This is a genomic window from Streptomyces sp. MB09-01, from assembly GCF_033794505.1.
Lineage (GTDB): Bacteria > Actinomycetota > Actinomycetes > Streptomycetales > Streptomycetaceae > Streptomyces.
In genome coordinates this window covers 14,841-40,846 of the sequence record NZ_JARAYQ010000041.1, presented here as the reverse complement: position 1 = coordinate 40,846, position 26,006 = coordinate 14,841, and the positions used below count along the sequence as shown (strand labels likewise).

Genomic DNA, 26,006 nt, shown 5'->3' with positions numbered 1-26,006 from the left:
CGCCCTTGTCTTTGCTTTAATGGAAGGGCGAGCGGCCACGCGTCGGGGCCCCTGGTGAGGACGGGGCCGCGGCAGTTGGGGATGAGGGTCACCGGGTTCCATCGGGGTGCCGCGTCAGCCCGCCCCGCCCGCCGGCCCCTGATCCGTCAGTCGTCGTCTTCGTCGAAGTCGAAGGGATCGGCCGGTTTCGCGACGAGGTAGGCGGCGACGACGGCTGCCGCGATCATCAGGGGGACGTTGAAGGTGTAGACGAGCGCGGCCTGCCGCGGCCAGTCCTGTTTGGCGGCCAGCCGGTAGAGGTTGTCCTGCGGCCACCAGGCCAGCAGGAGGTAGGACACCGCCAGATGGGCGGCCGCGGTGATCCGCCGGCCGCGGCCCCGGCTCCGCATCCGGGCACGCCCTCCGAAGAGGAAGACCACCCCGACGCCGAAGGCGGCGCACTCGAACAGGTAGAGGACGGAGAAGAGGAACGCCCAGGGTTGCGGCACCCCGGTGAGGTCGGTGGATCCGGGCCAGAGGAGGTTCGTGAGGATGAGGGCGACGAAGCCCAGGCCTCCCCCGCAGCCGCCCGCACAGGAGGCCGGGAGTCCCTCGCCGGCCGGGGCGGCCCCGTACTTCCCGGACGTGCTCCCGCCGCCCCCCTTCGCCGCGGCGGCGGGCAGGATGGGCAGCGGCAGGGCGGCCCGGTCCTCCCGGCCGGCCCGGTTGCGGGGCAGTGCGCGCAGCCGGATCACGGTGCGCGGGGTCTCCTCCCTGGGCACCTTCCCCGCCAGATGGTCGCGCAGTTCCTCGATGTCCGGCAGTGGGGCCGCCACGGGAGCCGTGGAACCTGCGGTGGGCGGGGCGACGTAGGCGACGAGGCGGCGCGGGCCGCGCGCGCTGTCGACCCCGTTCACGATCACCGAGCCGATGCCCTCGTGGCTGCGGATCGCGGACTCGATCGGGTGGGGGTCGACGGAGCGCCCGCCGGGCAGGGTGATGCGGTCCCCCAGCCGGCCGCCGAACTCGAGCAGCCCGTCCTCGCGGAGCAGGCCCAGGTCACCGGTGGGTATCACGTCACCGGCGCCGGGCGGGGTGAGGCGGATCTGCCCGTCGCGCACCTCGGCCCGCCAGCCGGGGAAGGGGGTGCCGAGCAGGGAGAGCTCTTCCGGGTCGTCGAGCGGGCGGGGCAGCTGCGGCAGTTCGAACCAGGTGCCGATGCCCGCGCTCTCCGCGAGCCCGTAGACGTTGAGCACCCGTGCGCCGGGCCGCAGCAGGACCTGCAGGGCGGCCTGGTCGTCGAGGTAGAGACGGTCGCCCGAGACGGCGAGCAGCCGCAGCGACCGGAAGGCGGTGCCCGGCGCTTCTTCCCCCTTCAGGAGTTCGAGGGCGGTGGCCGGGTCGGTGTGCAGGACGGTGACGTGCTCGGTCCCGACCGCAGCGCGGATGTCCTCGGGCTTCCAGGGGGACCGCCGGGGAAGGACGAGGGCGCCGCCCGAGCACAGGGCCCGGGTCCAGCCGGCGGCGAAGGCGGTGACGTCCGTCCCGGCCGCGATCAGGTGCCGGTCCGCCGGGGTGAGCCGGGCCACCTCGGCCCAGCTCTCGTGGGCGGCGAGCAGCAGACCGTGGCTGACGGGGACGGCGCGCGGCTCGGCCGCACCGGTGAACAGGAGGGCCGCGGTACGGCCGGGGGCGGGGGGCGGCGGAGACGCTGCCGCCTGCGTGGCGGGCTGTCCGGACGGCTGGTGTGACGGCTGGTCGGTGGGCCGGTCGGAGGGCTGGTCAGCGGGGTGTTCCGCGGGCTGTTCCCCCCGCTGTCCGGCGATCGCGGCGGCCTCCGCGCCCAGCCGGATCACCTTCACCCCGCTTCCGTTGTCGAGGGCCGCCCGGTGGGCGAGTGGGGTGAGCAGCACGAAGGGCTCGGCCACGGTGAGCTGGCGCTGCCCGGTGCGCGGGGTCTCGGCGTCGACGACGACGTACGTCCCGCCGGCCTTGAGGGTGGCCAGGAGGGCGACGACCAGTTCGGCCTGCCGGGCGGTGCCGATGGCGACGAGGCCGCCGGGCGGCAGGCCGGAGGCGAGCAGACGGTGCGCCAGCCGGTCGGCCCGCTCGTCCAGTTGCCCGTAGGTGAGGCTCTCGGCGCCTGCGATGAGGGCGTGGGTCCCGGGAGTGTCGCGGGCCCACTGCTCGAAGCGCTGCAGGACGGTGTCGGCGGTTCGCTTGCCGAAGCGTACGGACTCGGATCCCTGCGTCATGACCCGATGATGCCACCGGGTACCGACAGCGGACGGAGAAGGCGAAAATCGTTCGTACGGGCGGGAGTTGGAGACACCCGCGGGCGGTCCGGCACCGAAACCTTGACCTCAGGTTAAGTTGAGGTCCTAGCGTTCGGGTCATGGACATGGAAATCACCGCCTGGACCTCGCTGCACAGTGCGATCAACGCCCAGCAGGACCGCCGCCCGCTCTCCCGGGCCGGTCTGCGCCGCGTCGCCGCCTTCGCCCGCCCGCACCGCCGCGGGCTCACCCTCTTCCTCCTTCTGAGCGTGGTGACCGCACTGCTGGCGGTGGCCACCCCGGTGCTCGCCAGCCGGGTGGTCACCGCCATCGTCGACGGCCGGGACAGTGCCGCCGTCACCCGGCTCGCCCTGCTCATCGCGCTGATCGCGGTCGCAGAGGCCGGGCTGGGGCTGCTGACCCGCCGGCTCTCCGCCACCCTCGGCGAGGGCCTCATCCTGGATCTGCGGACGGCGGTCTTCGACCACGTGCAGCGGATGCCCGTCGCCTTCTTCACCCGCACCCGGACCGGGGCCCTGGTCAGCCGGCTGAACAACGACGTGATCGGCGCCCAACGCGCCTTCAGCAACACCCTGTCGGGGGTGGTCGCCAACACCGTGACCCTGCTGCTGACCCTCACCGTGATGCTCAGCATCTCCTGGCAGATCACCCTGCTGGCGCTGGTGCTGCTCCCGGTGTTCGTGCTGCCGGCCCGCCGGATGGGGGCGCGGATGGCGGCGATGCAGCGGGAGGCCTCCGCACTCAACGCCGCGATGGGCACCCAGATGACCGAGCGGTTCTCCGCCCCCGGCGCGACGCTGGTCAAACTGTTCGGCCGGCCCGCCGACGAATCCGCGGAGTTCGCGGCCCGGGCGGCGCGGGTGCGGGACATCGGGATCCGTACGGCGATGGCCCAGTCGGCCTTCATCACGGCCCTCACCCTCGTCTCGGCCCTGGCCCTCGCCCTCGTCTACGGGCTCGGCGGGTTCTACGCCCTGCGCGGTTCCCTGGACGCCGGTTCCGTCGTCGCCCTCGCCCTGCTCCTGACCCGGCTGTACGCCCCGCTGACCGCGCTCGCCGGCGCCCGCGTCGAGGTGATGAGCGCGATGGTGAGCTTCGAGCGGGTCTTCGAGATCCTCGACCTCAAGCCGCTCATCGCGCAGAAGCCGGACGCCCGCCGGGTGCCGGAGGGTCCGGTGGCCGTGGAGTTCGACCGGGTCTCGTTCGGCTACCCCTCCGCCGACAAGGTCTCGCTCGCCTCCCTGGAGGAGGTCGCCGCCCTCGACGCCCGGGGCGGTACGAAGGTGCTGCACGAGGTGTCCTTCCGCGCCGAACCCGGCCAGATGATCGCCCTGGTCGGCTCGTCCGGCGCCGGCAAGTCGACCATCGCCCAGCTGCTGCCGCGGCTGTACGACACCGACTCGGGCGCGGTGCGCCTCGGCGGGATCGACGTACGGGACCTCACGGCCGACTCGATCCGCGAGACGCTCGGCATGGTCACGCAGGACGGGCACCTCTTCCACGAGTCGGTACGGGCCAACCTGCTGCTGGCCCGGCCCGAAGCCGCCGAGGAGGAGATCTGGGAGGCCCTGCGGCGCTCGCGCCTCGACGGGCTCGTCGCCTCGCTGCCGGACGGGCTGGACACGGTGGTCGGGGAGCGCGGCTACCGGCTGTCGGGCGGGGAACGGCAGCGGCTGACCATCGCACGGCTGCTGCTGGCCGGGCAGCGGGTGGTGATCCTCGACGAGGCGACCGCGCACCTGGACTCCACCTCGGAGGCGGCGGTCCAGGAGGCGCTGGGCGAGGCCCTGGCGGGCCGGACCGCGGTGGTGATCGCGCACCGGCTGTCGACCGTACAGGCGGCGGACCTGATCCTGGTGGTCGAGGACGGCCGGATCGTGGAACGGGGCACGCACACCGAGCTGCTGGCGGCGGGCGGCCGGTACGAGGAGCTGTACCGCACCCAGTTCGCGACGGCGGACACGCCTGCCGACCTGGCCCCGGGCGGCGCGGCACCGGCGCCGGGAGCATGATGCTGTGATGGACATCAAACTCGAACTGGTCGCCGTCCCCGTCACCGATGTCGATCGGGCCAAGGCCTTCTACGAGAAGCTCGGCTTCCACGCCGACCACGACGTCACGGTCAGCGAGGACATCCGCTTCGTGCAGCTGACCCCGCCGGGCTCGGCCTGTTCGATCGCGATCGGCAAGGGACTGACCCGGATGACCCCGGGATCGCTGGACAACATGCAGGTCGTCGTCACCGACATCGAGGAGGCGTACGAGGACCTGCGGGCCCGGGGCGTCGAGGTGACGGAGATCCAGGACCTGCCCTGGGGTTCCTTCGTCTACTTCTCGGACCCGGACGGCAACGGCTGGGCGGTCCAGCAGACCACCCCGCGCAAGGCGGCGGGTTAGGCCTTGTCCGGAGCAGCCGCGCCGCAGCCGGGGGAACGCGGGGCCATGGATCTCGGGCGGTACGTCGAGCGGACGCGCAGCGGGCCGTGTTTCGTCTGCGCGTTCCTCGCCGGGGACCCGGAGTACGCGCACGAGGCGGTCTTCGAGGACGATCACCACGTGGCCTTCCTCGACCGGTGGCCCACGCTCCCCGGAAAGGTCCTGGTGGCGCCGAAGGCACACGTCGAGCATGCCGTCCGTGATCTGGACGCGGCGGCCTACCTCCGCATCATGCTCGTCGTACGGGAGGTCGCCCTCGCGGTCGAGGAGGTCTACGCGTCCGAGCGGACCTACCTGTACTCCTTGGGCAGCCAGCAGGGGAACACCCACCTCCACTGGCACGTCGCGGCGCTGCCGCCCGGAGTGCCGTACGAGCGGCAGCAGTTCCACGCCCTGATGACCGAGCACGGTGTGCTCTCGCCGTCGCCTCAGGAGGCGCAAGCCGCGGCGGCGCGCCTGCGCACGGCCATCGCCGCACGCGCAATCAGCACGCCGCCGGGGTGAGGGCGCAGGGGCTCAGGCGTCCGCGGCGGCGTGGTGGTGGTCGAGCTCCCACGCGTGGTGTTTGAACTCGTGGCGGAAGTCGGCGTGGTCCTCCCACTGGCGGGCGATGCCGCGCAGCACGTCCCAGTTGTGCTCGACCGACTGGTCGATGACGCGGCGCATGGCCGGCTCGGCCGTGGCCCGCTGCGCGATGAGGCCCTTGATGGCGGACGCCTCCAGGACGGAATTGCGCAGCGCGCGCAGCGCACGGGAGGTGTCGTCCATGCCGAAGCCGTACTCGCTGCCCGTCTCGGCGTCGAACAGCGGGGTGAGCCGTGCCTCGATGAACGCGGTGATCCGCTCGAAGTGCTGCGCTTCCATCGGGGGCTCCCTCTCCTGCCGGGCCACCACGTGTCCCCGGCGTCTCCGGTGCTTCTGCTGTTCGGCGCCATTATCCAGCAGTGGCGGCCGTCGCAGCCGCCCGCGCCGGCCGGCCCCGGCGGGGCGGTGCGCGGCCCCGGGCCCAACTCCCCCCTCACACGGGCGATTTCTTCGTGATCTATTTTGAGGATCCGCTGTGAGGAAGGAATGAGACCCGTGGACCAGAGTTCCGGCTTGACCGAGCAGTTCGAAGAGCACCGATCTCATCTGAGAGCGGTGTCCTACCGGATGCTGGGCTCGCTCGCCGAGGCCGAGGACGCCGTGCAGGAGGCGTGGATACGCTTCAACCGCTCCGACATCAGCGAGGTCGAGAACCTCGGGGGCTGGCTGACCACGGTCGTGTCGCGCGTGTGCCTGAACCTGCTGCGCTCGCGCGACTCCCGGCGCGAGGACTCCATCGAGGCCTATCCCACCGACCCCGTCGTCAGCCGTGAGGACACGGTCGACCCCGAGGAGGAGGCCGTACTGGCCGACTCCGTCGGGCTGGCCCTGCTGGTGGTGCTCGACACGCTCGCGCCGGCCGAGCGGCTGGCGTTCGTACTGCACGACCTGTTCGCCGTGCCCTTCGACGAGATCGCCCCCCTGATCGAGAAGACCCCGGTCGCGACCCGCCAGCTCGCGAGCCGCGCCCGCCGCCGGGTCAAGGGCGCCCCGATGGTGCCCGAGGCCGATCTCACCCGCCAGCGCAGCGTCGTGGAGGCCTTCCTGGCCGCCACCCGCGGCGGGAGCTTCGACGCACTGGTCTCGCTGCTCCACCCCGATGTGGTGCTCCGGGCCGACCGGGCCGTCGGGCCCACCCCCGCGCCCCTTTCCTTCAGCGGCGCCGTCACCGTCGCCACGGGTGCGATGGCCGCCATGCAGCGGGCGCGGTCCACGCAGCCCGCCCTCGTCAACGGTGTGGTCGGCCTGGCGATGGCGCCGCTGGGACGACTGTTCCTGGTGCTCGACTTCACCATCGAGGACGGCCTGATCACCGAGATCGACATCGTCGCGGAGCCGGAGCGCCTCGACGGGCTGGAACTCGCCGTGCTCGACGCCTGACCCGACCCCGACCCGACCGACCCCGATCCCGGCGCCGACCCGAGCCCGATCGCCGGCGACGCCGATCCCGGGGCCGCCTCGGCCCGGAAGCGGCCGTAGCGATTCCGTGCCGCGGCCGCCTCTTCTGGGCCGCGGCACGGCGCTCCCATACTGGCGCCGTGACCGACTACGTCAAGCACCTGCCGACCGCCGGGATACCGGAGGGCGGAGTCGCGGCGTGGGGCGTCGAGGACGCCCAGCGCTGGCTCCGCGCCCGCGTCCCGGCGGCGTTCGCACCCGTCGCCGGAGGCTGGCTCCTCGGCGGCGTGGTCCTCCTCGCGATCGCCCTCAGCGCCCTCGGCGACGCGGAACCCGGGCGCGGTGAAGACTGGCGCGGCTATGCCCTGGGCGTCCTCCTGATCGCGCTGCCGGTCTGGTTCCGCCACTTACCGGTGGCCACCCTGCTGGCCACACCCGTCATCGCGGCGGGCGCCGCCCTCGCGCTTCCCGCCCCCGACGCGGCGGGCGGGATCGGCCGCGGACTGGTCCTCGCCCTCGCCGCGTGGGCGTTCACCGGGTCGCTGGTCCGCCTCCTCGCCCGCCGCCGCCAGCGCGAACTCGCCCTGGCCGCCGCCGGGTCCGCCCGTTTCCCGCTGCCCGACCCGCTTCCGGCCGCACACCGGCGCCGCGGACGGACGGCGATCGTCCTCGGCTGCGCGTGCTGCCTCGCGGCCGCCGCGGCCCTCACCAGCGGCGTCCTCCTGGAAGTGCGGGCCTCGGGCAGCGCGCACCCGTACGACCCGGGGGTCCTGCAAGTGCTCGCCCTGGTGCTCCTGGTGCCCGGTACCACCGTCCTCGGCCGGGGCCTGGCCCGCCGCCGGGCCGCGCGCCGCCTGAACGGCCGGCCGCAGCCCGCGCTCCTGGTCGGCGTACGGATCTCCGCCTCCGGACACCACTGGATCCACCCGGACGCCGACACCCCGGCCGGGCCGCCCCTGATCGCCCAACGGCCACGGGCCCGGGACATCCTCACCGGACGGCGGATCCTCCTCTCCGGCTCCGAACGGACCCTGCGCACGGACCACCACGACATCGACGCCCAGGCGGAACCCTTCGAGGCCGTCGTGTACGGAGCCGTGTACGAGGGGGCCGAGGTCGTCCTGGAGAGCGCCGTCTACGAGGGCGGCACCCGCCTCGTCCCGTACGTCACCGCCGCCCCGCTGCTCCCGCGCCGCCGGCACTGGCTGCGCGGCTGGAAGCCGGCCGGCCGCTCGTTCCGCGAGGCCGTCCGGGAGGCGGTACGCCTGGCCGAGGAGCGAAGGCGCGAACGGGAGCGGCAACGCAAGGAGTCGCGGAGCTCGGACTCCGCCGCGGGCGGCTGCGGCGGTGGATGCGGTGACGGTGGCGGATGCGGAGGGGGATGCGGCGGCTGCGGGTGACCGCGGGTGTGCGGTGGGCCGACGCGCCGCCGGCGACGGGACCTTGCAAGCCCGCCGCCGCTCGGTGGAACGCTTCGGCCCCGGTACCTCTCTAGCCTGATGCGCACCGGTTGGCGGTGCTCTGGGCCGGTGCGTCCAGACCGACACGTCGCAGAGGGTTCCGCTGATCCATGGGTCTGACAAGTAGTGCGCTCCTCCTGTGTGCCGTGCTCTGCACGGCACTCGCCTTCGCCGTCACCGTGTGGCTCTGGCCGCGGCTGGCACGGGGGAGCCTGACACCGGTACTGGGACGCACGGGGCTGATCGTCCTCGTGCAGGCGTTCCTGTTCGCATCCGTCGCGCTCGCGGCGAACCGCAGCCTGCTGATCTACGGTTCGTGGGCGGACCTGGCCGGACGGGCGCGCCAGGAGGCCGTGCGCGGCGGGGTGGCCGTGGAGGTGCTGGGGCGGCAGGCTCCGAACGTGCCGGGCGGCGGCAACCCCCTGGTGAGCGGCGTGATCGAGAAGGTGACCCTGCACGGTGAGCGTTCCAGGAGCGCCGCCCAGGCCTACGTGTACCTGCCGCCGGAGTACTTCCAGAAGGGCAACGAGCAGCGGAGGTTCCCCGCGGCCGTGGTCCTGACGGGCTACCCGGGCACGGCGGAGAACCTGCTGAAGGGGCTGCGCTACCCGAAGACGGCATGGACCCTGGCCAAGGAGAAGAAGGCGCAGCCGATGATCCTGGTGATGATGCGGCCCACGGTCTCGGCCGCGAACACCCAGTGCGTCGACGTCCGCGGCGGCGGCCCGCAGAGCGAAACCTTCTTCGGTGCGGACGTCCCCCGGGCCGTATCCAGCACGTACCGCGCCGGCACCTCGGCGCGGAGCTGGGGCATCATCGGCGATTCGACCGGCGGCTACTGCGCCCTGAAGATGACGGTGCAGCATCCGGAGACCTACGCGGCCGGCGTCGGCCTTTCGGCGGACTACAAGCCGGAGATCGACCAGGACTCCGGGGACCTCTTCCACGGCGACAAGGACGAGGAGAAACGATCCGACCTGCTGTGGCATCTGGCCAACCGGCCGCAGGGCGCGTCCTCGTTCCTCGTGACGACCTCACTGCAGGGCGAGGAGAACTACAAACCGACCCAGCAGTTCATCAAGGCGGTGAAGGATCCGGCCCGCGTCTCGTCGATCACGCTCGACCGCGGAGGCCACAGCTTCAACACCTGGAACCGCGAGATCCCGCCCGCTCTCGAATGGATCGGCGGCCGGCTCAGCGCCGAGTGAGAAGACGCGGCGGGCGCACCCGTCGGGGCCTCTCCGGCGACGCGGCGACCCGGCCGCGCCGCCGGGCCCCCTACGGCGCCAGTACGTCCAGCTCCTCCAGCGCGCCCACCGCGATCTGCCGCGTCAACGCCTCCGCCCGGGCCGCGTCCCCCTCCCGTACCGCCTGGGCCACATGGACGTGCAGGGTGACGGCCGCCGGGTCGGGATCGTGGAACATCACCGCGTGTTCGGTGCGTCCGGTCAGGACCTCCGCGACGACGTCCCCGAGCCGGGCGAACATCTCGTTGCCGGAGGCGTTCAGCACGACGCGGTGGAACGCGATGTCGTGGCGCAGGTAGCCCTCGAGCTGGTGGCCGCGCGAGGTGCGGACCATCCCGAGGGCCGCCTCGGTGAGTTCGGCGCACTGCTCCGGCGTGGCCAGGGTCGCGGCGAGGCCGGCCGCGACCGGCTCGATCGCGGAGCGCAACACGGTGAGGGAACGCAGTTGCCGGGGCCGGTCGGTGCCCGCCAGCCGCCAGCGGATCACCCGCGGGTCGTAGACGTTCCACTCGTCGGTGGGGCGGACCGTGACGCCGACCCGGCGGCGGGACTCGACCAGGTGCATCGACTCGAGGACGCGGACGACCTCCCGCACCACCGTGCGGGAGGCGTCGAAGCGTTCGGCGATCTCGTCCGTGCGCAGGACGCTGCCGGGCGGGTACTCCCCCGCCGTGATCGCGAGGCCGAGGGTGTCCAGCACGTGGGAGTGGAGCCCCTGCCCAGGACTGCCTTCGGTCGTCATGGCGCAAGCGTACGGTGAGGCCCCGCCCGGCAAAAGATGCGATGTTTGCCACCCGACCCTTGAATAAGTAGTACTTAATGCGCTTCGGTGGTGCCGCACGACCCGATGTCGACGAGGACAGCGAGGTAGGCGTGAGCACCCAGCGCGTCATTGTGGTGATGGGCGTGGCCGGCACGGGCAAGACGACCGTGGGCCGGCTGCTCGCGACGTCGCTCGGCATTCCGTACGCGGAGGGCGACGCGTTCCACCCGGCGGCCAACGTCGCCAAGATGGCGGCCGGCACCCCGCTGGACGACGCGGACCGGTGGCCGTGGCTGGACGCCATCGGCCAGTGGATCCGCAACTGCGCCGGGCCGCGCGGCGGCGTGGTCGCCGCCTCCTCGCTCAAGCGCACCTACCGCGACCGGCTGCGTGCCGCGGCCCCCGGGGCGGTCTTCGTCCACCTCACCGGTGAGCGCCCGCTGATCGAGAAGCGGATGGCCGACCGCAAGGGCCACTTCATGCCCACCACCCTGCTGGACTCGCAGTTCGCCACCCTGGAACCGCTCCAGGACGACGAACTCGGCGTCGCCGTCGACGTGTCCGGCTCTCCCCAGGAGATCACCGAACGCGCCCTGGCCGCCCTGCGCCGGCTCGGCACGGACGAACGCGGCGGTCCCGCGCACCGCACCTCCGAAAACTGAAGAAGAAGGTAGAAGCCACCGTGACCCGTCTCAGCGCCGAGACACTGGCAGCGGCCGCCACCGGTCCGATCACCTCGGCCGGGAACACCCAGCTGGGGCTCGCCGTCCTCGCGGGCATCGCCGTCATCGTCCTGCTCATCACCCGCCTCAAGCTGCACGCCTTCCTCGCCCTGACGGTCGGTTCGCTGGCCCTCGGGGTCTTCGCGGGCGCGCCCTTGGCCAAGACGATCGCCAGCTTCACCGCCGGCCTCGGCGCCACGGTCGCGGGCGTCGGCGTACTGATCGCCCTCGGCGCGATCCTGGGCAGGCTGCTGGCGGACTCGGGCGGCGCGGACGAGATCGTGGACACGATCCTCGCGCGGGCCAAGGGCCGGGCCATGCCCTGGGCGATGGTGCTGATCGCCTCCGTGATCGGGCTGCCGCTCTTCTTCGAGGTCGGCATCGTGCTGCTGATCCCGGTGGTGCTGATGGTGGTCAAGCGGGGGAACTACTCCCTGATGCGGATCGGCATCCCGGCGCTGGCCGGCCTGTCCGTGATGCACGGGCTGATACCGCCGCACCCCGGACCCCTCGTCGCCATCGACGCGTTGCACGTGAACCTGGGGGTCACGCTCGCGCTCGGCGTGGTCGTCGCGATCCCGACCGTGATCATCGCCGGGCCGCTCTTCTCCCGGTACGCGGCGCGATGCGTGGACATCCCGGCGCCGGAGCACATGGTCGCGCAGCGCCCTTCGGCCGACGTGGAGCACCGCCCGCGGTTCGGGGCGACGGTCTTCACCGTGCTGCTGCCGGTGGTCCTGATGCTGGTCAAGGCCCTGGTCGACATCGTGGTCAACGACCCGTCCAACCCGGTGCAGCGCGTCACCGACGTCGCGGGCTCCCCGCTGATCGCGCTGCTCTCGGCGGTGCTGGTGGGCATGTTCACCCTCGGCCGGGCGGCCGGCTTCACCAAGGGGCAACTGTCGGTCACGGTGGAGAAGTCCCTGGGCCCGATCGCGGGCATCCTGCTGATCGTGGGCGCCGGCGGCGGCTTCAAACAGACCCTGATCGACGTGGGCGTGGGCCAGATGATCCTGGACCTGTCGCAGGGCTGGGCCGTGCCGACGCTGCTGCTCGCCTGGCTGATCGCCGTGGCCATCCGCCTGGCGACCGGCTCGGCGACGGTGGCCACCATCTCGGCGGCCGGCCTCGTGGCCCCGCTCGCGGCCGGCACGTCCACCACGGAGACCGCGCTGCTGGTCCTCGCCATCGGGTCGGGCTCGCTGTTCTTCAGCCACGTCAACGACGCCGGCTTCTGGATGGTCAAGGAGTACTTCGGGATGACCGTCGGCCAGACCGTGAAGACCTGGTCGGTGATGGAGACGATCATCTCGGTGGTCGGTCTGGGATGCGTCCTGCTGCTGTCACTGGTCCTTTAGCCGGCCCTGCAGTTGGGCGGCGGCGAGGGCGAGGCCGTCCGCCGCCGTCTCGCAACGGGTCGCGAGGTTCGTGACCTCGGCGCGCAGGACCACGGCGTCCGGGCCGTGCCAGTACGGCGCGGAAGCGGCCGCCCCGCTCAGCCGGGCCGCGTGCGTGCGCAGCACGGTGGCGTGACCGCGCAGGCCGCCGTCCGGCGGTCGCGGCGCCGGCCGGAGCGGCCGGCCCGTGACCCGGCGCCGGGCGGGTCGGCGGGCGGGTGCGCTCCCCGTCGGGCGCCGTTCGGGCAGGCCCTGCCCGCGGTCGCAGAGGGCCCAGAAGGCGGCGCCCAGCCCGAGCAGCGGTTCAGCGGTCTCGGCCCGGCCGGTGGCAACCTGCCAGCCGGCGTGGTCGTTGAAGGGGTTGGCGTCGGTCAGGGCCTTCCAGGCGAGGATGTCCGCGAAGGACGGGGCCAGCAGGGAGAAGGCGTGCTCGGCCCCCTGGTCGCGCATGATCGTGCGGAACAGGCGGACGGCCTCCGCCAACAGGCCCGCCTCGACGGCCCGCAGGACCGCCGCCGCGCCGGGGTCGTCCAGGAGTTCGGGGCGGCCCGCGCTCGCGGCCCGGATCCGGGCCCGGAGTCCGCAGACGGCGATGCTGATCGCGAGGCTCTCCCGGCTCGTCAGGATTCCGGCGAGCCGGCCGGCCCGGGCCACGCCTCGGCCGCGCGGGGCCCAGCCGAGGCCCGCCGGGTCGGTCAGCGTACGGAGCAGGGTCCGCCAGCCGCGCCTGGCGCTGCCGCCGCGGGTGAGGGCGGCCGCGGGCAGCCGGGCGCCGAGTGCCAGGCCGGAGGCGTAGCGGGCGGCCTCGCCGACCGCGTCAGCAGCCTCGGCAAGTGTGCGGCACGGGGCGTCGAGCAGGTCGACGTCCGGGTCGGTGGACGCGGAGGTCGCGGCGTCGGGCATGGGATCCTCGTGGGGTTCGGCAGGTTCGGCAGGTTCGGCAGGTTCGGCAGGTTCGGGGAGCGTGCGGCGAGCAGGGTCGGGCAGTGGGGGGCGGGCCGCGGACGGATGCGTGCGGCGCCGTCAGCGGCGGGTGAGGGTGAGCCGGATGCCGCGCGGGTCGAGCGTCGAGGGCAGCGGCCCCACCGGGTCCAGGACCGGCCGGCCGGCCCCGATCCGATGGCCCCGCAGCACCTCGGCGCAGAGCGCGGCCGTGATCATCAGGCCGAGCTGGTCACCCGGGCAGCGGCCGCCGCCATGGCTGAAGGGCGCCATCCGGATGTCCTGGTCCGCACGCGGGTTCTTCCACCGGCCCGGCACGAACACGTGCGCGGCCGGGACCCGTTCGGGGTCGCGCTGGTGGAACGCGGCGGGCAGCAGCACCGAGGTGCCGGCCGGGTAGCGCACGCCCCGCCATTCTGTCTCGGCGCGGGTGACGCGGATCAGGTCGGGCACCACCGGGTACAGGCGCAGGGACTCCCGTACGCAGGCTCGCAGCCTGGGCAGTTCGCCCCGGCCCGGACCTTCCCCGGCTTCGGCGACCGCCTCCGCCGCGGCCACGTCCTGCTCCGCGGGGTGCGCACCGAGCAGCAGGAGGGTGCGCATCAGCGTGTCGGGGACGGCGCCCATGGCCAGGAGCCAGTGCTCGGCCTCGCCCACGGTGTCCAGGGTGCCGGTGGGGTCGGCGTGGCGGGCGGCCCGCCCGACGAGCGTGCCGCCGTCGGCGTGGCGGGCGTACTCCTGGATGCGGGCGCGTGCCTTGTCCCGTACCGAGCGGGTGGTGCGGGCGGAGCGCACACGGCCGCCGCGCAGGCCCTTGCCCTCGGCGCGCAGTTGGGTGAGCCAGCCGGCGAGCTCCTCGTCCGCGGCGGCCGCGTCGCCGAGCACGATCCGCCGGGCGGCCCGGTTCACGGCCTGCCGGGCGCGGGCGAGGTCGAGGGTGCCGGTGGCGGTCAGGTGCCGGGCCTCTTCGGCGACGGCCGCCAGGAAGGGTTCGCAGGAGGGGTGCACGGGCAGGTCGGCGGCCAGTACCTCGGCGCTGATCTGCCGCCGTTCCGTGCGCAGTTCGGCGCGGGAGCAGCCGGTTCCGGCGGGCTCCGCCGCACCCAGGCCCCGGCACTTCTCGGGCGGGTCGGCCGCGAGGACGCTGACGGGTTCCTCGTAGAACCGCCGCAGGTCCTGCGGGTCGAGGAGGACGAGGGCCGTCCGGCCGGAGCGGGTGCGCAGGAGGGCGGGCGCGTCCCCGTGCCGGGCGCGCAGGGCGCGCAGCGCGGCGGCGGACGCGCGCACCGTTCCCGGGCCTCGGAGCGGGCGCGCGGGGGCGAGGCCGCTCAGAAGGGCGCGGAGGACACCGGGGACGGCGGGGGTGGCGGGCCCTGACGGGGCGGCGGCCGGATGCCGAAACGATTCTTTTACGCATGTCCGGCGGTCGGCGGTTTCCGCGCCTAGCCCTTTCCCGACCGGACTCCGGTCCGCGAGCGGCATCCCGCCCCGGGGCGAGCGGTCGACGCGCTCGGTGCGGCGGCGGGCGGCGCCCGCTCCGGCCGCCCGCGCGGCGAAGGGAGCGGTCCGCACCGGCAGCCCGGTCCGCTCCGCGAGGGCGCGAACCCGGGCCCTCAGCCCGTCCAGGGCGACCCCTTGGACCGTACGCATCCGTGTACCTCCGCAGCCGGACCGACGACGGTCGGTGACGTCGGCATCACCGTACGTCCCGGCTGCGCACTCCGCGCCCCGACTACGCCAGGGGGTCCAGCCCGACGAGCAGCGCCGCGGCGTCGAGTCCGGCGGTGAGGTAGGAGGTGAAGGTCTCGTTGTGCAGGGCCCACGGGGAGCGCCGGCGGCGTACGAGGGCGATGGCCTCGGCGGGTGCCAGGCCCCGGTCGACGAGGCACTGGGCGACGACGAGACCGGACCGGTTGTAGCCCGAGTGGCAGCGGACCAGTGCGGTGAGGCCGCTGTCGAGGGCGAGGCCGGTGGTCCGTGCGAGGCGCTGCACGGTGCGGAGCTGGGCGGCGGTGAGTTCGGCGTCCGGCATCTCCGCCACCACGTGCTCGGCGCGCGGGCCGGGGCCGTGCCCCGTCCGGGCGAAGAGGCTGATGACGAGGTCGAACTCGTCCGCCACCACGACGGGACGCAGCTCCCCGGCCGGGTCGGTCCGGTAGTGCCCGCCCATCCACAGTCCCGGCGCGATCTCGTCCCACGAGGTGGGCGGCGGCCCGGGCACGTCGCGGTCACGCCGGCGGGTCTTCTTCATGCGGCCGGGACCTCCTGGCGGGGCGGCACCCAGCATCGCACACAACGAGCCTTCACCTACGCGCAGTTGGGGCGAAGACTGCCTCACGGAAGGCCGTGCGCAGCGGGCCGCGGGCGCCGGCCGGGAGGAGGACCGCCCAGCGGCCGTGGCGCGGGGAGACCCACAGCGCGGGGCCGCCGTCCTGCGGGGCGTGGTGGGTCCAGACGCCGTGCGGGGCCGGGTGCCAGAGGAGGCCGCGCGCGGGGGTGAGTTCGCCGGTGCGGATGCGGAGGGACTCGGCGGTCCAGGCGCGGGTGATGCCGTGGGCGGTTTCCGGGGGGCCGCCGGTGTCCACCGGCGCGAGGAGGTGGCGCAGGAAGCGGACGAGGTCGGCGAGGGGAGCTCGGAGGGTGCCTTCGGCGAACCGGGTCCCGGCCATGCCGAGGGGGTGCCAGACCCGGGTGACCGCGAGGTCGGCGAGGGGGCTGCCGCAGACGTGTTCGGCGAGTCGGGTGAGGGCGGCGGTCCCCCCGGGGCGGGTGAGCAGGTGGTGGGCGGTGGTCCCCGCGGGGGCGCCGACGGCGGCCTCGTCCCCGTAGACGGCGAGCGGGGTGTGCAAGTGGAGCGCGCCCTCGTCCACGAGGCTTCCCACGACCGGCCAGAGGGCGAGGACGGCGGCGAGACCGCCGACGTCGAAGACCGCGTCCCTGGTGTCCCCGGTGCCCGCGCCCGCGGAGTCCGACCCCGCGTGGACGCCCTCGGCGCCGCCGACGGCCCAGACCGCCCCGGGGTCGGCGGACTCGACGAGAGCCCGGATGTCGTCTGCCTGGTCGCTCAGGAGCGTCATGGTCCCCCACGTTAACGAGCCCGGCCCGGGCTCCCGGCACGTCGTGGCGCATTCGCGTCCCCCGCCACCCGAATGGGGCGGGGGACGCGGAGGGGGCGGGGCGCCCACGGGCGCCCCGCCCCCTCGGAGCGTCAGCTCTTGTCGGGGCGGTCGGTCACGCGCAGGGTGTTCAGCAGGGGCTTGCCGAATCCGTTGTGCGTGACGAAGCGGATGTTGAGGACTCCGTCCGTGACCTTGACCGTGTACTCGCGGGTCAGGGCCTTGTAGGTGCCCGCTTCCAGGGAGATGTCGAGGGAGGGCAGGACCTGGGTGCCCTCGGCCAGGACGTCGAAGACGCGCTTGTTGGGCCTGGTGGAGGAGAGCTCGGCGAAGCCCAGCTCCACCGTGTAGGTCCCGTTCGGCACGTTGTCGAAGCGGTATTCGTACATGCCCTCGCGCGCGTTGCGGAACAGCCGCTGCTCGTCCGTGCCCGCGATCGTGCGGCCGGTGGACTGGACCGTGCCGTTGCCCTGGTAGCCGTACGAGCCGGCCGTGTACTTGCGGTCCGGCGACCAGGCGTCGCCCAGGACGTCCGTGCTGCCGTAGCCGGAGCCCGCGTCCACGCCGACCTGGTAGCGCGGGACGACGGCCTTGACGGGGACGGTGAGCAGCGGGGTGCGGCCGCTCGCCGAGGTGATCTTCAGGTCGGCGGTCAGCACGGTCCCGGGGGCGAGTCCGGCCGTGTCCACCGAAAGGGTGACCGGGATCTTCCCGCCCGTCGGGAGGTCACCGCCGGCCGGTGTGGCCGTCAGCCAGGCCGCGTCCTCGGAGACCGTGAACGCCGTGCCGAGGCCGGGATTGGTCAGGTCCAGGGTTCGCGTCCGCTTCTGCTCCGCCGGGAGGACGATCTCCACGGACGGCTTGGACGCCGTGACCTTGCCGGTGCGCAGGGACTGCGTCACCGTCGTGACGTCGGCGGCCTTCACGTCGACCGTCGCCGTGGCGGACTCGTACTGCGCGGCCGCCAGGGAGAGGGCGCGCGAGCCCGACGGGCTCTGGACGACGTATCCGCCGTCCGCCGCCGTGGTCGCCGAGACCGCCGTGTCGCCGGAGCCGACGGTGACCGTGGCGCCCGCGACGCCGTTGCCGTCGTTGGCGTCGAGCACCCGGCCCGCCACCACACCGCTCTTGGTGGTCCGGAAGGCGATGGACAGGCCGTCCGTGATGACCGCGGTGTTGAAGGAGTACTTGAAGGCGTCGGTGCCGGCCGCGTTCTCCACGCCGACCGTGGCCGTGGAGCCGCCCTTGATGCCGGTGCCGCCGGTCCCCTTGTAGGAGTACGAGACGGTGCCGTCCTCGCCGATCGCCGCCGAGAAGGAGAACTTGTCGGCCTGCGCGGACCAGTGGGACACCTGGCGCCACTCGATCACGTAACTGCGGTGCGGGGCGGTGCCGGTGACGCCGGTGAAGACGCCCGAGCTGCTGCCCGCGGCGCCGACGACCAGGTCGTCCCAGAACGGGTACAGGGCCGCGTTGGGCGTGGCCGTGCTCGGGATGTCCCCGTTGATGTCCCCGGTGTTGTTGCCGCCGAAGCTGACCGTGCCGTTCGTCCCGATCCAGGCCTGGCCGTACGTCTTCCCGTACAGCGGCAGCGGGAAGGGCAGGTCGACGCGTTCGGTGGTGTTGTCTCCGGTCAGCGCGAGCTGCCGGCTCCCCTCGGTGTACGGGCGGTCGCCGGCGGTGGCGCAGGCGTAGCCGTACCCGTCGGTGCGCTCGGGGAGGTTCACCGCGACGGTGGCGTCGCCGGCGACCGTGACCTTCGCGGTGCCGCCGGTGACACAGCGGGAGGCGTGCGTGGCGTTCACGTCGTACGTGCCGTGCGGCAGGGTGACCTCGAAGCGGCCCTGCGCGTCGGCGGTCGCGGTCACCGGGGTGTCCGCGATGGCGACGGAGGCGCCGGCGGCGGGTCCGGCGGCCGAGGAGACGGTGCCGGTGAGCTTGCCGGAGGGTGCCTGGGTGAGGGTGAAGTCGCCGGTGGCGGTGCCGTTCTCGGTCACCGTGGCGGTCGCGGTCTGCTGCCCGTAGCCGAACTTCGCGGCGGTCAGGGTGTAGTCGCCCACCGAGAGGGAGGGGAAGGCGTAGCTGCCGTCGGCGGCCGTGGTCGCCGTGCGGTCGATCGGGCCGTCGGCCGTGACCTTCACGCCCGCGAGCGGCTGGCCGCCGGAGCGGACGACGCCGCCGAGCGCGCCGATCGCCCCGCGCGGGGCGGCGTTCACGGCGGCGAGGACGTCGAGCTTGCCCTCGCCGAAGACGTTGTTGTCGGCGGGCGTGCCGCCGCACTGGCTGCTGTCGGTGTCCTGGGCGGTGCCGTCCAGGAGCGACTCGGTCTGCGCGACGTCGCCTTCGAGGGTGGGCGCGGCGGACCAGAGCAGGGCCACGGCGGCGGCGGTGTGCGGCGAGGCCATGGAGGTGCCGGAGAAGGCCTCGTAGGCGCCGCCGGGTACGGAGGAGCGCACGTTCACGCCCGGGGCGGCGATGTTCGGCTTGATGATGCCGCCGGGGCCCGCGCCGCGCGAGGAGAAGGACGCGATCGCGTTGTTGATGTCGAAGGCGCCGGAGCTGTAGGAGCTCGCGTAGTCACCCGGGGAGCCGCTGGTGGAGCAGCCCGGGCCGGCGTTGCCGTTGGAGAAGGCCGGGAAGATGCCGGCGGCCCGCCAGGTGTTGACGATCTCCTGGTACCAGGCGTCGCCGCCCGTGCCGCCCCAGGAGTTGTTGACGATGTGCGGGGCGAGATCGGGGCGGGGGTTCTGGCCGCCCAGGTCGGTCGGGGCGACGATCCACTGGCCCGAGGCGAGCAGGGAGGCCTCGGAGCAGGAGTTGGACTCGCATCCCTTGGCGGCGATCCACGTGGCTCCGGGGGCCACGCCGATCTTGTTGGCGCCGCCGTCGTCGCCGACCATCGTGCCCATCGTGTGGGTGCCGTGGTCGTTGTTGTCGCAGGGGGCCGCGGTGGTGCAGACGCCCGCCGGGTCGAACCAGTTGTAGGCGTGGTCGTACGAGCCGTCCGCCCTCTTGCCGCGGTACTGGTTGTTCACGGCCGGGTGCGTGTGGTCGACGCCGCTGTCGATGTTGGCGACGACGATGCCCTCGCCGCGGACACCGAGCTGGTCCCAGACCTGCGGGGCCTTGATCCGGTCGATGTTCCACTCGACGGCGTCGGCGGCGGCCTTCTCCCGCTGGCCCTCGGCGGGCTTGGGGAGCTCGACCTTGTCGTCGGCGTCGATCCGGGCGACCTCGGGACGCGCCGCGAGGGCCCCGGCGAGCTTCTCGCTGCCGACGACGCGCACGGCGTTCACGATCCAGTACGAGGTGTACTCGGCCTGGGCGCCTTCCAGGGCCTTGAGGATCCCGGCCTGGCTGCGCGCGGCGTGGTCCCTCTTGGTCCGCAGAACCGTTTCTGCCTTGGCGGCGCGGGTCTGCTGCTTCCCCGCGGCGGTGAGGTCGGCGGCGCTGTCGAGGTACACCCAGAAGACGGCCTTGGCCGAGCCGTCGAGCTGGGCGCGGAGCTTGGGTTCGATCTTGCGCTCGGCCGCGCTCGGTGCGGCGGGACCGGGGTCCGGCGCGGCCGCGGCGACGCCCGCGCCGAGCGGGAGCAGCAGGACCGAGGTGAGGGCGGCGAGCGCCGCGCGTAAGGACCGTGCGGGCCTTGTCGACCTTGTGGGCCTTAAGGCTCGTGAGGACCGGTTGTCGCGTTGGGCCACGTGTTGTCTCCTCGTACGCCGTGTGCGGGTTGTGCGGAAAGGGTGCGCGTGACGTGCGCGGGTCATGGTGAAGGAGAGGTCATGCTCATTACAAGAGCGCCTATTGAGCCGGATCGAGCCGGCCTCGCAGAACGCCCTCCCGGTGGCCCTTCCCGGCGGCGCGGGCCAGCCTGAAGACATGACTGCGCCCGCCGAGCCGTCCGGAGCCGGTGTCCCGATCGCGTCCGCGCGCGGCCGCTGGATCCTGCTGACCACGGTGCTCGGGTCGACCATGGCCATGCTGGACGGGACCGTGGTGAACGTGGCGCTGCCGCGCATCGGGGAGGACCTCGACGCCGACCTGGCGGTGCTGCAGTGGACGGTGAACGCCTATCTGCTGACCCTGGCCGGGCTGATCCTGGTCGGCGGGTCACTGAGCGACCGCTTCGGCCGGCGCCGGATCTTCATCCTCGGCGTGGGGTGGTTCGCCGTCGGCTCGCTGCTGTGCGGCATCGCGCCGAACGCCGGGGTGCTGATCGCCGCCCGGGCCCTGCAGGGCATCGGCGGGGCGCTGCTGACGCCCGGCTCCCTGGCCCTGATCCAGGCGTCGATCCGCGCCGAGGACCGGGGGCGGGCGATCGGACTGTGGTCGGGGTTCGGCGGTGTGGGCGCGGCCGTGGGGCCGTTCCTCGGCGGCTGGCTGGTGGACGGGCCGGGCTGGCGGTGGGTGTTCCTGCTGAACGTGCCGCTGGCCGCGGTGTGCGTGCCGGTCGCACTGCGGCACGTACCGGAATCGCGGGACCCGCAGGCGCACGGGCGGTTCGACGTGGCCGGGGCGGTACTCGGCGCGGCCTCCCTGGGGCTGGTCACCTACGCGCTGATCGAAGCCCGGTCGGGAGCGGCGGCAGTGATCATCGCGGCGGTGCTCGGGGTCCTGCTGGGCGTCGCCTTCGTCCAGGTGGAGCGGCGGCGGTCCGACCCGATGCTGCCGCCGGACATCTTCGCGTCCCGGCTGTTCACCGCCGTCAACCTCGTCACCCTGTGCGTGTACGGGGCCATCGGCGGGTTCTTCTTCCTCGTCGTGCTCCAGCTCCAGGTGGTGTCCGGCTACTCGGCGCTGGCCGCCGGGGCCGCGATGCTGCCGACGACCCTTCTGATGCTCCTCCTGTCGGCGCGCTCGGGTGAGCTCGGGGAGCGGATCGGGCCGCGGATCCCGCTCACGGTGGGGCCGCTGCTGTGCGCGGCGGGGACGCTGCTGATGCTGCGGGTGGGGCCCGCGGCCTCGTACGTACGGGACGTGCTGCCCGCGATGGTCGTGATGGGCATGGGCCTGGTGGCCCTGGTGGCCCCGCTGACGTCCACCGTGCTGGCCTCGGTGGACCCCGGCCGGGCGGGCCTGGCCAGCGGCATCAATAACGCGGCGGCGCGCGTCGCCGGGCTGCTCGCGGTGGCGGCGCTGCCGCTGCTGTCCGGAATGGGGCCGGAGTCGTACCGCTCGGCGACGCAGTTCGACGCCGCTTTCGGGCGGGCCATGCTCTGGTGCACCGGGGCCTTCGTGGCCGGCGCCGCCGTGGCCTGGGCGACCGTGCGCTCCCCCGTGCCCGAGGCATGCCACCCGCAGTGCCATACGTACTGCGCGGTGACGGCCCCGCCGCTCGAACCCCCGCGGGAGGAGAAGCGGGGACTCGGGTGAGCCCCACGTCGGGTCCGGCTGATCCCCGCGCACTGGAGCGCGACGGCCGATCTGGCGGCGGGCACGGTCGTCGCCGCCGTCGGAGTCGTGTGCGTGGCGCGCGTGCGACTGGCCCGCGATCTGCCGATCGCCGCGCTTCCGCTACTGCCGGGCGCGCACCAGCTGGTGGAGGCCGCCGTCTGGGGTTCGGGCGGCGGGTGCTCCGTGGCCGCCCCGGCCTGGGCCGTGATCGCCCTGCCGCTGCTGCCGGTCCGGGTGCCGGTAGGGGTCCTGCTCACGGCCGCGCCCGGGGTCCGGCGCCGCCTGTGGGGGCCGGTGGCCGTGGGTCTCGCCACCGCCGCGGTGCTCGCGTACTGCCTCGTGACCCGGCCCGTGACCGCCGAGATCCGGGGCCGCACCATCGGCTACGGAGTGAATGTTCCGTGGACGCCGCTCGTACCGACGGGCCATCTGTTCGCCACGCTCGGCTCCCTGCTCCCTGCTCCTCGCCGGCGACCGGCGGCTGCGGACCCTCGGTGCGGTGCCGGCGGCCGGCGCGCCGGCCTGCTCAGCGCTGTGGCGGCTGGAATTCGCCTCCACCTGGTGTGCCTTCGCCGCGGTCGCGTCCGTGCTCGCCTCGGCTGGGTACGGCGCCCGGAACCCACTCCCCGGCCGCACGATGACCGAAAGTTACCTAGACGTATGTAGTGACTTCACATGCACCCGGCAGTAGAACTCGTTCCCATTCCACCGAGAGTGAGGAACGTCACATGGGTGACAAAACCCTGCCCGGAAACGGCCCCAGAGGAATTTCCCGTCGCGGATTCATCGGTAGAACGAGTTCCATTGTCGGGACCGTGGCCCTGGCGGGTCACATCACCCCGGCCCGGGCGGCTTCCGCCGCCGGCCCGGTAGCCGACGCCGCCCGCGTACCGGCGCTGGTCATCGGCACCGGTTACGGCGGCTCGGTCGCGGCGCTGCGGCTCGCGCAGGCCGGCGTGGACGTACAGATGATCGAGATGGGCATGGCCTGGGACACCCCCGGCTCGGACGGCAAGATCTTCCCGAAGGTGACCAGCCCGGACTACCGGTCGTTCTGGCTCCGCACCCGGACCAAGGCCCCGCTCAGCAACTTCCTCGGCTTCCCCATCGACAAGGACGTCCCCAAGTACACGGGAATCCTGGACGCCGAGGACTTCGCCGGCATCACGGTCTACCAGGGCCGCGGCGTCGGAGGCGGTTCGCTGGTCAACGGCGGCATGGCGGTCACGCCCAAGCGCGCCAACTTCGCCGCCGTGCTCCCCTCGGTGGACGCCGACGAGATGTACGCGACCTACTACCCCCGGGCCAACGCGGGTCTCGGGGTGGGCATGGTCGACCCTGCGTGGTTCGACACCGCGGACTGCTACCAGTTCTCCCGCGTCGGCCGCAAGCACGCCCAGCGCTCCGGCTTCGCCTGGACCTTCGTACCCGACGTGTACGACTGGGACTACATGAAGCAGGAGGCCGCCGGCACCGCCACCAAGTCGGCCCTGGCCGGCGAGATCCTCTACGGCAACAACCACGGCAAGAAGTCGCTGGTGCAGACGTACCTCGCCCAGGCCAGGGCGACGGGCAAGGTCACCATCTCGGCGCTGCACAAGGTCACTTCGGTTTTCCCCGCGGCGGGCGGCGGCTACACGGTCACCATCGACCAGATCAACACCACCGGCGACACCGTGGCCACCAAGACCGTGAGCGCGGACCGGGTGTTCTTCGCGGCCGGCAGCGTCGGCACCAGCAAGCTCCTGGTCAAGCTGAAGGCCACCGGGGCGCTGCCGAACCTCGACAACGAGGTCGGCAAGGGCTGGGGCGAGAACGGCAACGTCATGTGCGGCCGCGCCAACCACCTGTGGGACCCGACCGGCAAGCTCCAGTCCACCATCCCCTGTTCCGGCATCGACAACTGGGACGCCGGCGGCGCCTTCGCCGAGGTCGCACCGCTCCCCACCGGGATCGAGACGTACGCCTCCTTCTACCTGTCGATCACGAAGAACCCGAACCGCGCCGAATTCACCTGGAACGCCGCGACGGGGCGAGCCGACCTGAGCTGGCAGACCGCCTGGAAGCAGCCGTCCATCGGCATGGCCAAGACGATCTTCGACAAGATCAACTCGAAGGAGGGGACGATCTACCGGACCGACCTGTTCGGCGGCAACAAGATCTGGAACGACACCCTCACCTACCACCCGCTCGGTGGCGCCGTCCTGAACAGGGCCACCGACAACTACGGGCGCCTGCACGGCTATACCGGCCTGTACGTGATCGACGGAGCGCTGATCCCCGGAAACGCCAGCGTCAACCCGTTCGTCACCATCACGGCACTCGCCGAGCGCAACATCGAGAAGATCATCGCAACTGACCTCCGGTAGGGCCGCGTCCTCCCCCCAGCGGCCGGGGCCGTTCGGATTCACCGAACGGCCCCTTGTCATTCCTCGTTCCGCCCCGCTCAGTGGCCGGGCAGCACGCACACGCTGTCGAGGCCGAGCACGTGGTTGAGCCGGCCGAAGGCCAGCCAGGACCCGATGCTCATCGTCAGCTCCACGATCTCCAACTGGCTGTAGTGCGCGGTCATCCGGTCCCAGAACTCGTCGTCGAGGCCGTGGTGGTCCAGGGTGTACCGCTCGGCGTACTCCGCGGCCAGCCGGGTGCGCTCGTCGAAGCGTTCCGTGGTGCGCCACTCGGTGACGGCCTCGGAGAACTCCTCCTCGACCTTCTCCCCCTCCCGCTCGGTACGCCAGTCCAGGCAGAAGACGCATCCGTTGATCTGCGCGACGCGCAGCCGGGCCGCCTCGAACTCGCGCAGGCCCAGGGTGGTGTGGGCGTACACGGACAGGGAGAAGTTCGCGGCGGCCATGCCGATGCCGGGGACCATGTCGCCCCACACGTACTCGATCGGGTGCTGGCCTTCGGGGATGTCGATCCTCATGACGTTTTCCTTCCGAGTCTGCCGGTGGCGGGGCGCAGCGGGACGTCGAGGGCGTCGTAGAGTCCGGGTTCCGCCTCGGTGAGCCAGTCGATGGCGCCGACGAGTCGGCCGACGGCGGTGGCGTTGCCGCCGGCCGAGCGGTTCTCGCCCTCGTCGGTGGCCTCGATGGTGACCTCGATGCGCGGCCGGCCCTCGATGACGACCCGGTGGGCGCCGTCGCCGCCGTCGGGCGGCGTGGGCCAGTCCGGTGCGCACGAGGCGTGGATGCGGGTGACGTGCTCGATGACGATGCGGGGCTCGCCCTCGACGATGCCCTGCACTTCGAAGCGGATCGCGCCCTGGGTGCCGGCCTCGAAGTCGCCCATGGTCCGCGTGGTCACGGTGGTGTCGAGGGCGCGGCGCTCCGACGTCTCGCGGATCCCGTCGAGTTCGACGCCGAGGGCCCGGGCCATCATCCGTATCTGCCCGCCCCACACCATGGCCGGGATCGAGGGCATGAGCATCATCGGCTCGTAGTCCATGGGGTGGCCCATGCCCACGAGGTGGCGGACGGAGTCGGGCTGGTCGTAGGTGGAGTAGTCGAAGATCTCCTGGCAGCGGATGACGTCGATGGTGGTGCCGAGTCCGCTGAGCAGGAGCGGGAGCACGTCGTTGCCCCAGCCGGGGTCGACCCCGGAGGCGAAGAGCGAGCCGCCGCCCTCCGCGATGGCGGAGAGCACCGGATCGCGGAACTCCGGCGGGGCACTGCGGTGGTCGTAGAGCGGATAGAGGGCGGGGCTGACGACGACCGCGCCGGACCGGATCGCCCGGGTGATGTCGGCGAGGGCCTCGTCGGGGCGGATGTCCCCGGACGCGGCGTACACCACGGCCCGGGGGCGGGTGGCCAGGACGGCCTCGATGTCCGCGGTGGCCTCGACCCCCAACAGGTGGTCGAGGCCGCCGAGTTCGCCCGCGTCGCGGCCGGCCTTGGCTGGATTGTGGACGATGACGGCGGAGAGTCTCAGCGCGGGATGGGCCTCGACGGCGCGGATGGCCAGACGGCCGACGTTGCCGGTGCCCCAGACAACCGTGGAAATCATGCGCGGAGGGTAGCCACAGGACCTGCAACTTCCTAGAGTCCCGCGGCGCCGTCTCGCCGCCCCCGGTCGCCGCCCGGGGGCGCTCGCCCCGGTGGGCTACTGGTTCTGGGCCCCCAGGACGAAGAGGAGGTAGACGAAGAAGGCGAAGAGGTGGCCGACGAACAAGTAGGCGATCAGCCGGATCACCAGGCCGCGCGGGAACTTGGCCTCGATGCGCGCCCGTACGGTGACGGGGTTCTCTCCTCGGGACATGGGTACGGCTCCT

Annotated in this window: 22 protein-coding genes and 1 pseudogene; 12 read left to right on the top strand and 11 right to left on the bottom strand. The window is 73.0% G+C overall.

Translation table 11 applies throughout. The features are described from left to right. Positions 1-146: 146 nt before the first annotated feature. Entirely contained in the window at positions 147-2,234 is a 2,088-nt protein-coding gene (locus PV721_RS11965) for an AMP-binding protein (protein WP_319723161.1), read from the bottom strand. A gap of 140 nt (positions 2,235-2,374) precedes the next feature. Here PV721_RS11965 and PV721_RS11960 point away from each other — a divergent pair, with 140 nt between their 5' ends. Genes PV721_RS11960 through PV721_RS11950 form a run of 3 tightly spaced genes read left to right on the top strand, consistent with a single transcriptional unit; the run spans position 2,375 to position 5,216 of the window. Further along, entirely contained in the window at positions 2,375-4,288 is a 1,914-nt protein-coding gene (locus PV721_RS11960; protein WP_319723159.1) for an ABC transporter ATP-binding protein, read from the top strand. A 7-nt stretch (positions 4,289-4,295) separates the two neighbouring features. Then, complete coding sequence (locus PV721_RS11955) at positions 4,296-4,673, top strand: VOC family protein (RefSeq protein ID WP_319723157.1); 378 nt, start codon at positions 4,296-4,298, stop codon at positions 4,671-4,673. A gap of 45 nt (positions 4,674-4,718) precedes the next feature. Then, positions 4,719-5,216 (top strand): HIT family protein, encoded by a 498-nt coding sequence (locus PV721_RS11950; RefSeq protein ID WP_319723155.1) that lies wholly within the window; start codon positions 4,719-4,721, stop codon positions 5,214-5,216. A gap of 12 nt (positions 5,217-5,228) precedes the next feature. Here the strand turns inward: PV721_RS11950 and PV721_RS11945 are convergent, their stop codons facing one another. Continuing rightward, positions 5,229-5,576: a hypothetical protein gene (locus PV721_RS11945; RefSeq protein WP_319723153.1), complete on the bottom strand. Its 348-nt coding sequence runs from the start codon at positions 5,574-5,576 to the stop codon at positions 5,229-5,231. Positions 5,577-5,783: 207 nt separating this feature from the next. Here PV721_RS11945 and PV721_RS11940 point away from each other — a divergent pair, with 207 nt between their 5' ends. The 3 genes from PV721_RS11940 (at position 5,784) to PV721_RS11930 (ending at position 9,363) form a co-directional block, all read left to right on the top strand. Beyond that, positions 5,784-6,677 (top strand): sigma-70 family RNA polymerase sigma factor, encoded by an 894-nt coding sequence (locus PV721_RS11940; protein WP_319723152.1) that lies wholly within the window; start codon positions 5,784-5,786, stop codon positions 6,675-6,677. Positions 6,678-6,835: 158 nt separating this feature from the next. Further along, the gene (locus PV721_RS11935; protein ID WP_319723151.1) at positions 6,836-8,095 is read left to right on the top strand and encodes a hypothetical protein; all 1,260 of its coding nucleotides are present in this window, start codon (positions 6,836-6,838) and stop codon (positions 8,093-8,095) included. Between the two features lie 170 nt (positions 8,096-8,265). Next, positions 8,266-9,363 carry an alpha/beta hydrolase gene (locus PV721_RS11930; RefSeq protein WP_319723150.1) on the top strand — a complete coding sequence of 366 codons (1,098 nt, stop codon included), beginning with the start codon at positions 8,266-8,268 and terminating at the stop codon, positions 9,361-9,363. 70 nt (positions 9,364-9,433) lie between these two features. Here PV721_RS11930 and PV721_RS11925 read toward each other — a convergent pair whose 3' ends face one another. Further along, positions 9,434-10,144 carry a FadR/GntR family transcriptional regulator gene (locus PV721_RS11925; protein ID WP_319723148.1) on the bottom strand — a complete coding sequence of 237 codons (711 nt, stop codon included), beginning with the start codon at positions 10,142-10,144 and terminating at the stop codon, positions 9,434-9,436. A gap of 131 nt (positions 10,145-10,275) precedes the next feature. On the opposite strand from PV721_RS11925, the gene PV721_RS11920 reads away from it, so the two are divergent. Then, complete coding sequence (locus PV721_RS11920) at positions 10,276-10,827, top strand: gluconokinase (RefSeq protein ID WP_319723146.1); 552 nt, start codon at positions 10,276-10,278, stop codon at positions 10,825-10,827. A gap of 20 nt (positions 10,828-10,847) precedes the next feature. After that, positions 10,848-12,245 carry a gluconate:H+ symporter gene (locus PV721_RS11915; RefSeq protein ID WP_319723144.1) on the top strand — a complete coding sequence of 466 codons (1,398 nt, stop codon included), beginning with the start codon at positions 10,848-10,850 and terminating at the stop codon, positions 12,243-12,245. Here PV721_RS11915 and PV721_RS11910 read toward each other — a convergent pair. The 5 genes from PV721_RS11910 to PV721_RS11890 all read right to left on the bottom strand — a co-directional run bounded on the left by PV721_RS11910 (position 12,231) and on the right by PV721_RS11890 (position 20,043). Further along, complete coding sequence (locus PV721_RS11910; protein ID WP_319723143.1) at positions 12,231-13,187, bottom strand: hypothetical protein; 957 nt, start codon at positions 13,185-13,187, stop codon at positions 12,231-12,233. The two genes, PV721_RS11915 and PV721_RS11910, sit on opposite strands and share 15 nt — an antisense overlap. Positions 13,188-13,307: 120 nt before the next feature. Next, complete coding sequence (locus tag PV721_RS11905) at positions 13,308-14,513, bottom strand: cytochrome P450 (RefSeq protein WP_319723141.1); 1,206 nt, start codon at positions 14,511-14,513, stop codon at positions 13,308-13,310. A 445-nt stretch (positions 14,514-14,958) separates the two neighbouring features. Next, positions 14,959-15,477, bottom strand: a complete 519-nt coding sequence (locus PV721_RS11900) for a protein phosphatase (protein WP_319723139.1) — start codon at positions 15,475-15,477, stop codon at positions 14,959-14,961. Between the two features lie 52 nt (positions 15,478-15,529). Next, complete coding sequence (locus PV721_RS11895) at positions 15,530-16,303, bottom strand: hypothetical protein (RefSeq protein WP_319723138.1); 774 nt, start codon at positions 16,301-16,303, stop codon at positions 15,530-15,532. A 131-nt stretch (positions 16,304-16,434) separates the two neighbouring features. Continuing rightward, positions 16,435-20,043, bottom strand: a complete 3,609-nt coding sequence (locus PV721_RS11890; RefSeq protein ID WP_319723136.1) for a S8 family serine peptidase — start codon at positions 20,041-20,043, stop codon at positions 16,435-16,437. 178 nt (positions 20,044-20,221) lie between these two features. Between PV721_RS11890 and PV721_RS11885 the strand changes: the two genes are divergently transcribed. From PV721_RS11885 to PV721_RS11870, 4 genes and pseudogenes are all read left to right on the top strand, one after another. Further along, entirely contained in the window at positions 20,222-21,715 is a 1,494-nt protein-coding gene (locus PV721_RS11885; protein WP_319723135.1) for an MFS transporter, read from the top strand. Positions 21,716-21,802: 87 nt separating this feature from the next. Next, a pseudogene (locus PV721_RS11880) lies at positions 21,803-22,144 on the top strand (DUF6629 family protein); the annotation flags it as partial. Then, a complete protein-coding gene (locus PV721_RS11875) occupies positions 22,131-22,427 on the top strand; it encodes a DUF6629 family protein (RefSeq protein ID WP_319723163.1) in 297 nt (98 codons plus the stop codon). The pseudogene PV721_RS11880 and the gene PV721_RS11875, both read left to right, overlap by 14 nt. Before the next feature lie 37 nt (positions 22,428-22,464). After that, positions 22,465-24,105, top strand: a complete 1,641-nt coding sequence (locus PV721_RS11870; RefSeq protein WP_319723134.1) for a GMC oxidoreductase — start codon at positions 22,465-22,467, stop codon at positions 24,103-24,105. Between the two features lie 77 nt (positions 24,106-24,182). On the opposite strand, the gene PV721_RS11865 is transcribed toward PV721_RS11870, so the two are convergent. The 3 genes from PV721_RS11865 to PV721_RS11855 form a co-directional block, all read right to left on the bottom strand. Beyond that, positions 24,183-24,662 (bottom strand): carboxymuconolactone decarboxylase family protein, encoded by a 480-nt coding sequence (locus tag PV721_RS11865; RefSeq protein ID WP_319723133.1) that lies wholly within the window; start codon positions 24,660-24,662, stop codon positions 24,183-24,185. Continuing rightward, on the bottom strand, positions 24,659-25,741 hold the full coding sequence (locus PV721_RS11860) for a dihydrodipicolinate reductase (protein ID WP_319723131.1): 1,083 nt from the start codon (positions 25,739-25,741) through the stop codon (positions 24,659-24,661). The genes PV721_RS11865 and PV721_RS11860 overlap by 4 nt, the downstream gene beginning before the upstream one ends. Positions 25,742-25,837: 96 nt before the next feature. Beyond that, positions 25,838-25,993 carry a DUF6126 family protein gene (locus PV721_RS11855; protein ID WP_319723129.1) on the bottom strand — a complete coding sequence of 52 codons (156 nt, stop codon included), beginning with the start codon at positions 25,991-25,993 and terminating at the stop codon, positions 25,838-25,840. Positions 25,994-26,006: the final 13 nt, after the last annotated feature.

Excerpts from the sequence above, each read along its gene's own strand:
- PV721_RS11965 (WP_319723161.1), bottom strand. The coding sequence starts at position 2,234 with ATGACGCAGGGATCCGAGTCCGTACGCTTCGGCAAGCGAACCGCCGAC.
- PV721_RS11960 (WP_319723159.1), top strand. The coding sequence starts at position 2,375 with ATGGACATGGAAATCACCGCCTGGACCTCGCTGCACAGTGCGATCAAC.
- PV721_RS11955 (WP_319723157.1), top strand. The coding sequence starts at position 4,296 with ATGGACATCAAACTCGAACTGGTCGCCGTCCCCGTCACCGATGTCGAT.
- PV721_RS11950 (WP_319723155.1), top strand. The coding sequence starts at position 4,719 with ATGGATCTCGGGCGGTACGTCGAGCGGACGCGCAGCGGGCCGTGTTTC.
- PV721_RS11945 (WP_319723153.1), bottom strand. The coding sequence starts at position 5,576 with ATGGAAGCGCAGCACTTCGAGCGGATCACCGCGTTCATCGAGGCACGG.
- PV721_RS11940 (WP_319723152.1), top strand. The coding sequence starts at position 5,784 with ATGAGACCCGTGGACCAGAGTTCCGGCTTGACCGAGCAGTTCGAAGAG.
- PV721_RS11930 (WP_319723150.1), top strand. The coding sequence starts at position 8,266 with ATGGGTCTGACAAGTAGTGCGCTCCTCCTGTGTGCCGTGCTCTGCACG.
- PV721_RS11925 (WP_319723148.1), bottom strand. The coding sequence starts at position 10,144 with ATGACGACCGAAGGCAGTCCTGGGCAGGGGCTCCACTCCCACGTGCTG.
- PV721_RS11910 (WP_319723143.1), bottom strand. The coding sequence starts at position 13,187 with ATGCCCGACGCCGCGACCTCCGCGTCCACCGACCCGGACGTCGACCTG.
- PV721_RS11900 (WP_319723139.1), bottom strand. The coding sequence starts at position 15,477 with ATGAAGAAGACCCGCCGGCGTGACCGCGACGTGCCCGGGCCGCCGCCC.
- PV721_RS11895 (WP_319723138.1), bottom strand. The coding sequence starts at position 16,303 with ATGACGCTCCTGAGCGACCAGGCAGACGACATCCGGGCTCTCGTCGAG.
- PV721_RS11885 (WP_319723135.1), top strand. The coding sequence starts at position 20,222 with ATGACTGCGCCCGCCGAGCCGTCCGGAGCCGGTGTCCCGATCGCGTCC.
- PV721_RS11875 (WP_319723163.1), top strand. The coding sequence starts at position 22,131 with ATGTTCCGTGGACGCCGCTCGTACCGACGGGCCATCTGTTCGCCACGC.
- PV721_RS11870 (WP_319723134.1), top strand. The coding sequence starts at position 22,465 with ATGGGTGACAAAACCCTGCCCGGAAACGGCCCCAGAGGAATTTCCCGT.
- PV721_RS11865 (WP_319723133.1), bottom strand. The coding sequence starts at position 24,662 with ATGAGGATCGACATCCCCGAAGGCCAGCACCCGATCGAGTACGTGTGG.
- PV721_RS11860 (WP_319723131.1), bottom strand. The coding sequence starts at position 25,741 with ATGATTTCCACGGTTGTCTGGGGCACCGGCAACGTCGGCCGTCTGGCC.
- PV721_RS11855 (WP_319723129.1), bottom strand. The coding sequence starts at position 25,993 with ATGTCCCGAGGAGAGAACCCCGTCACCGTACGGGCGCGCATCGAGGCC.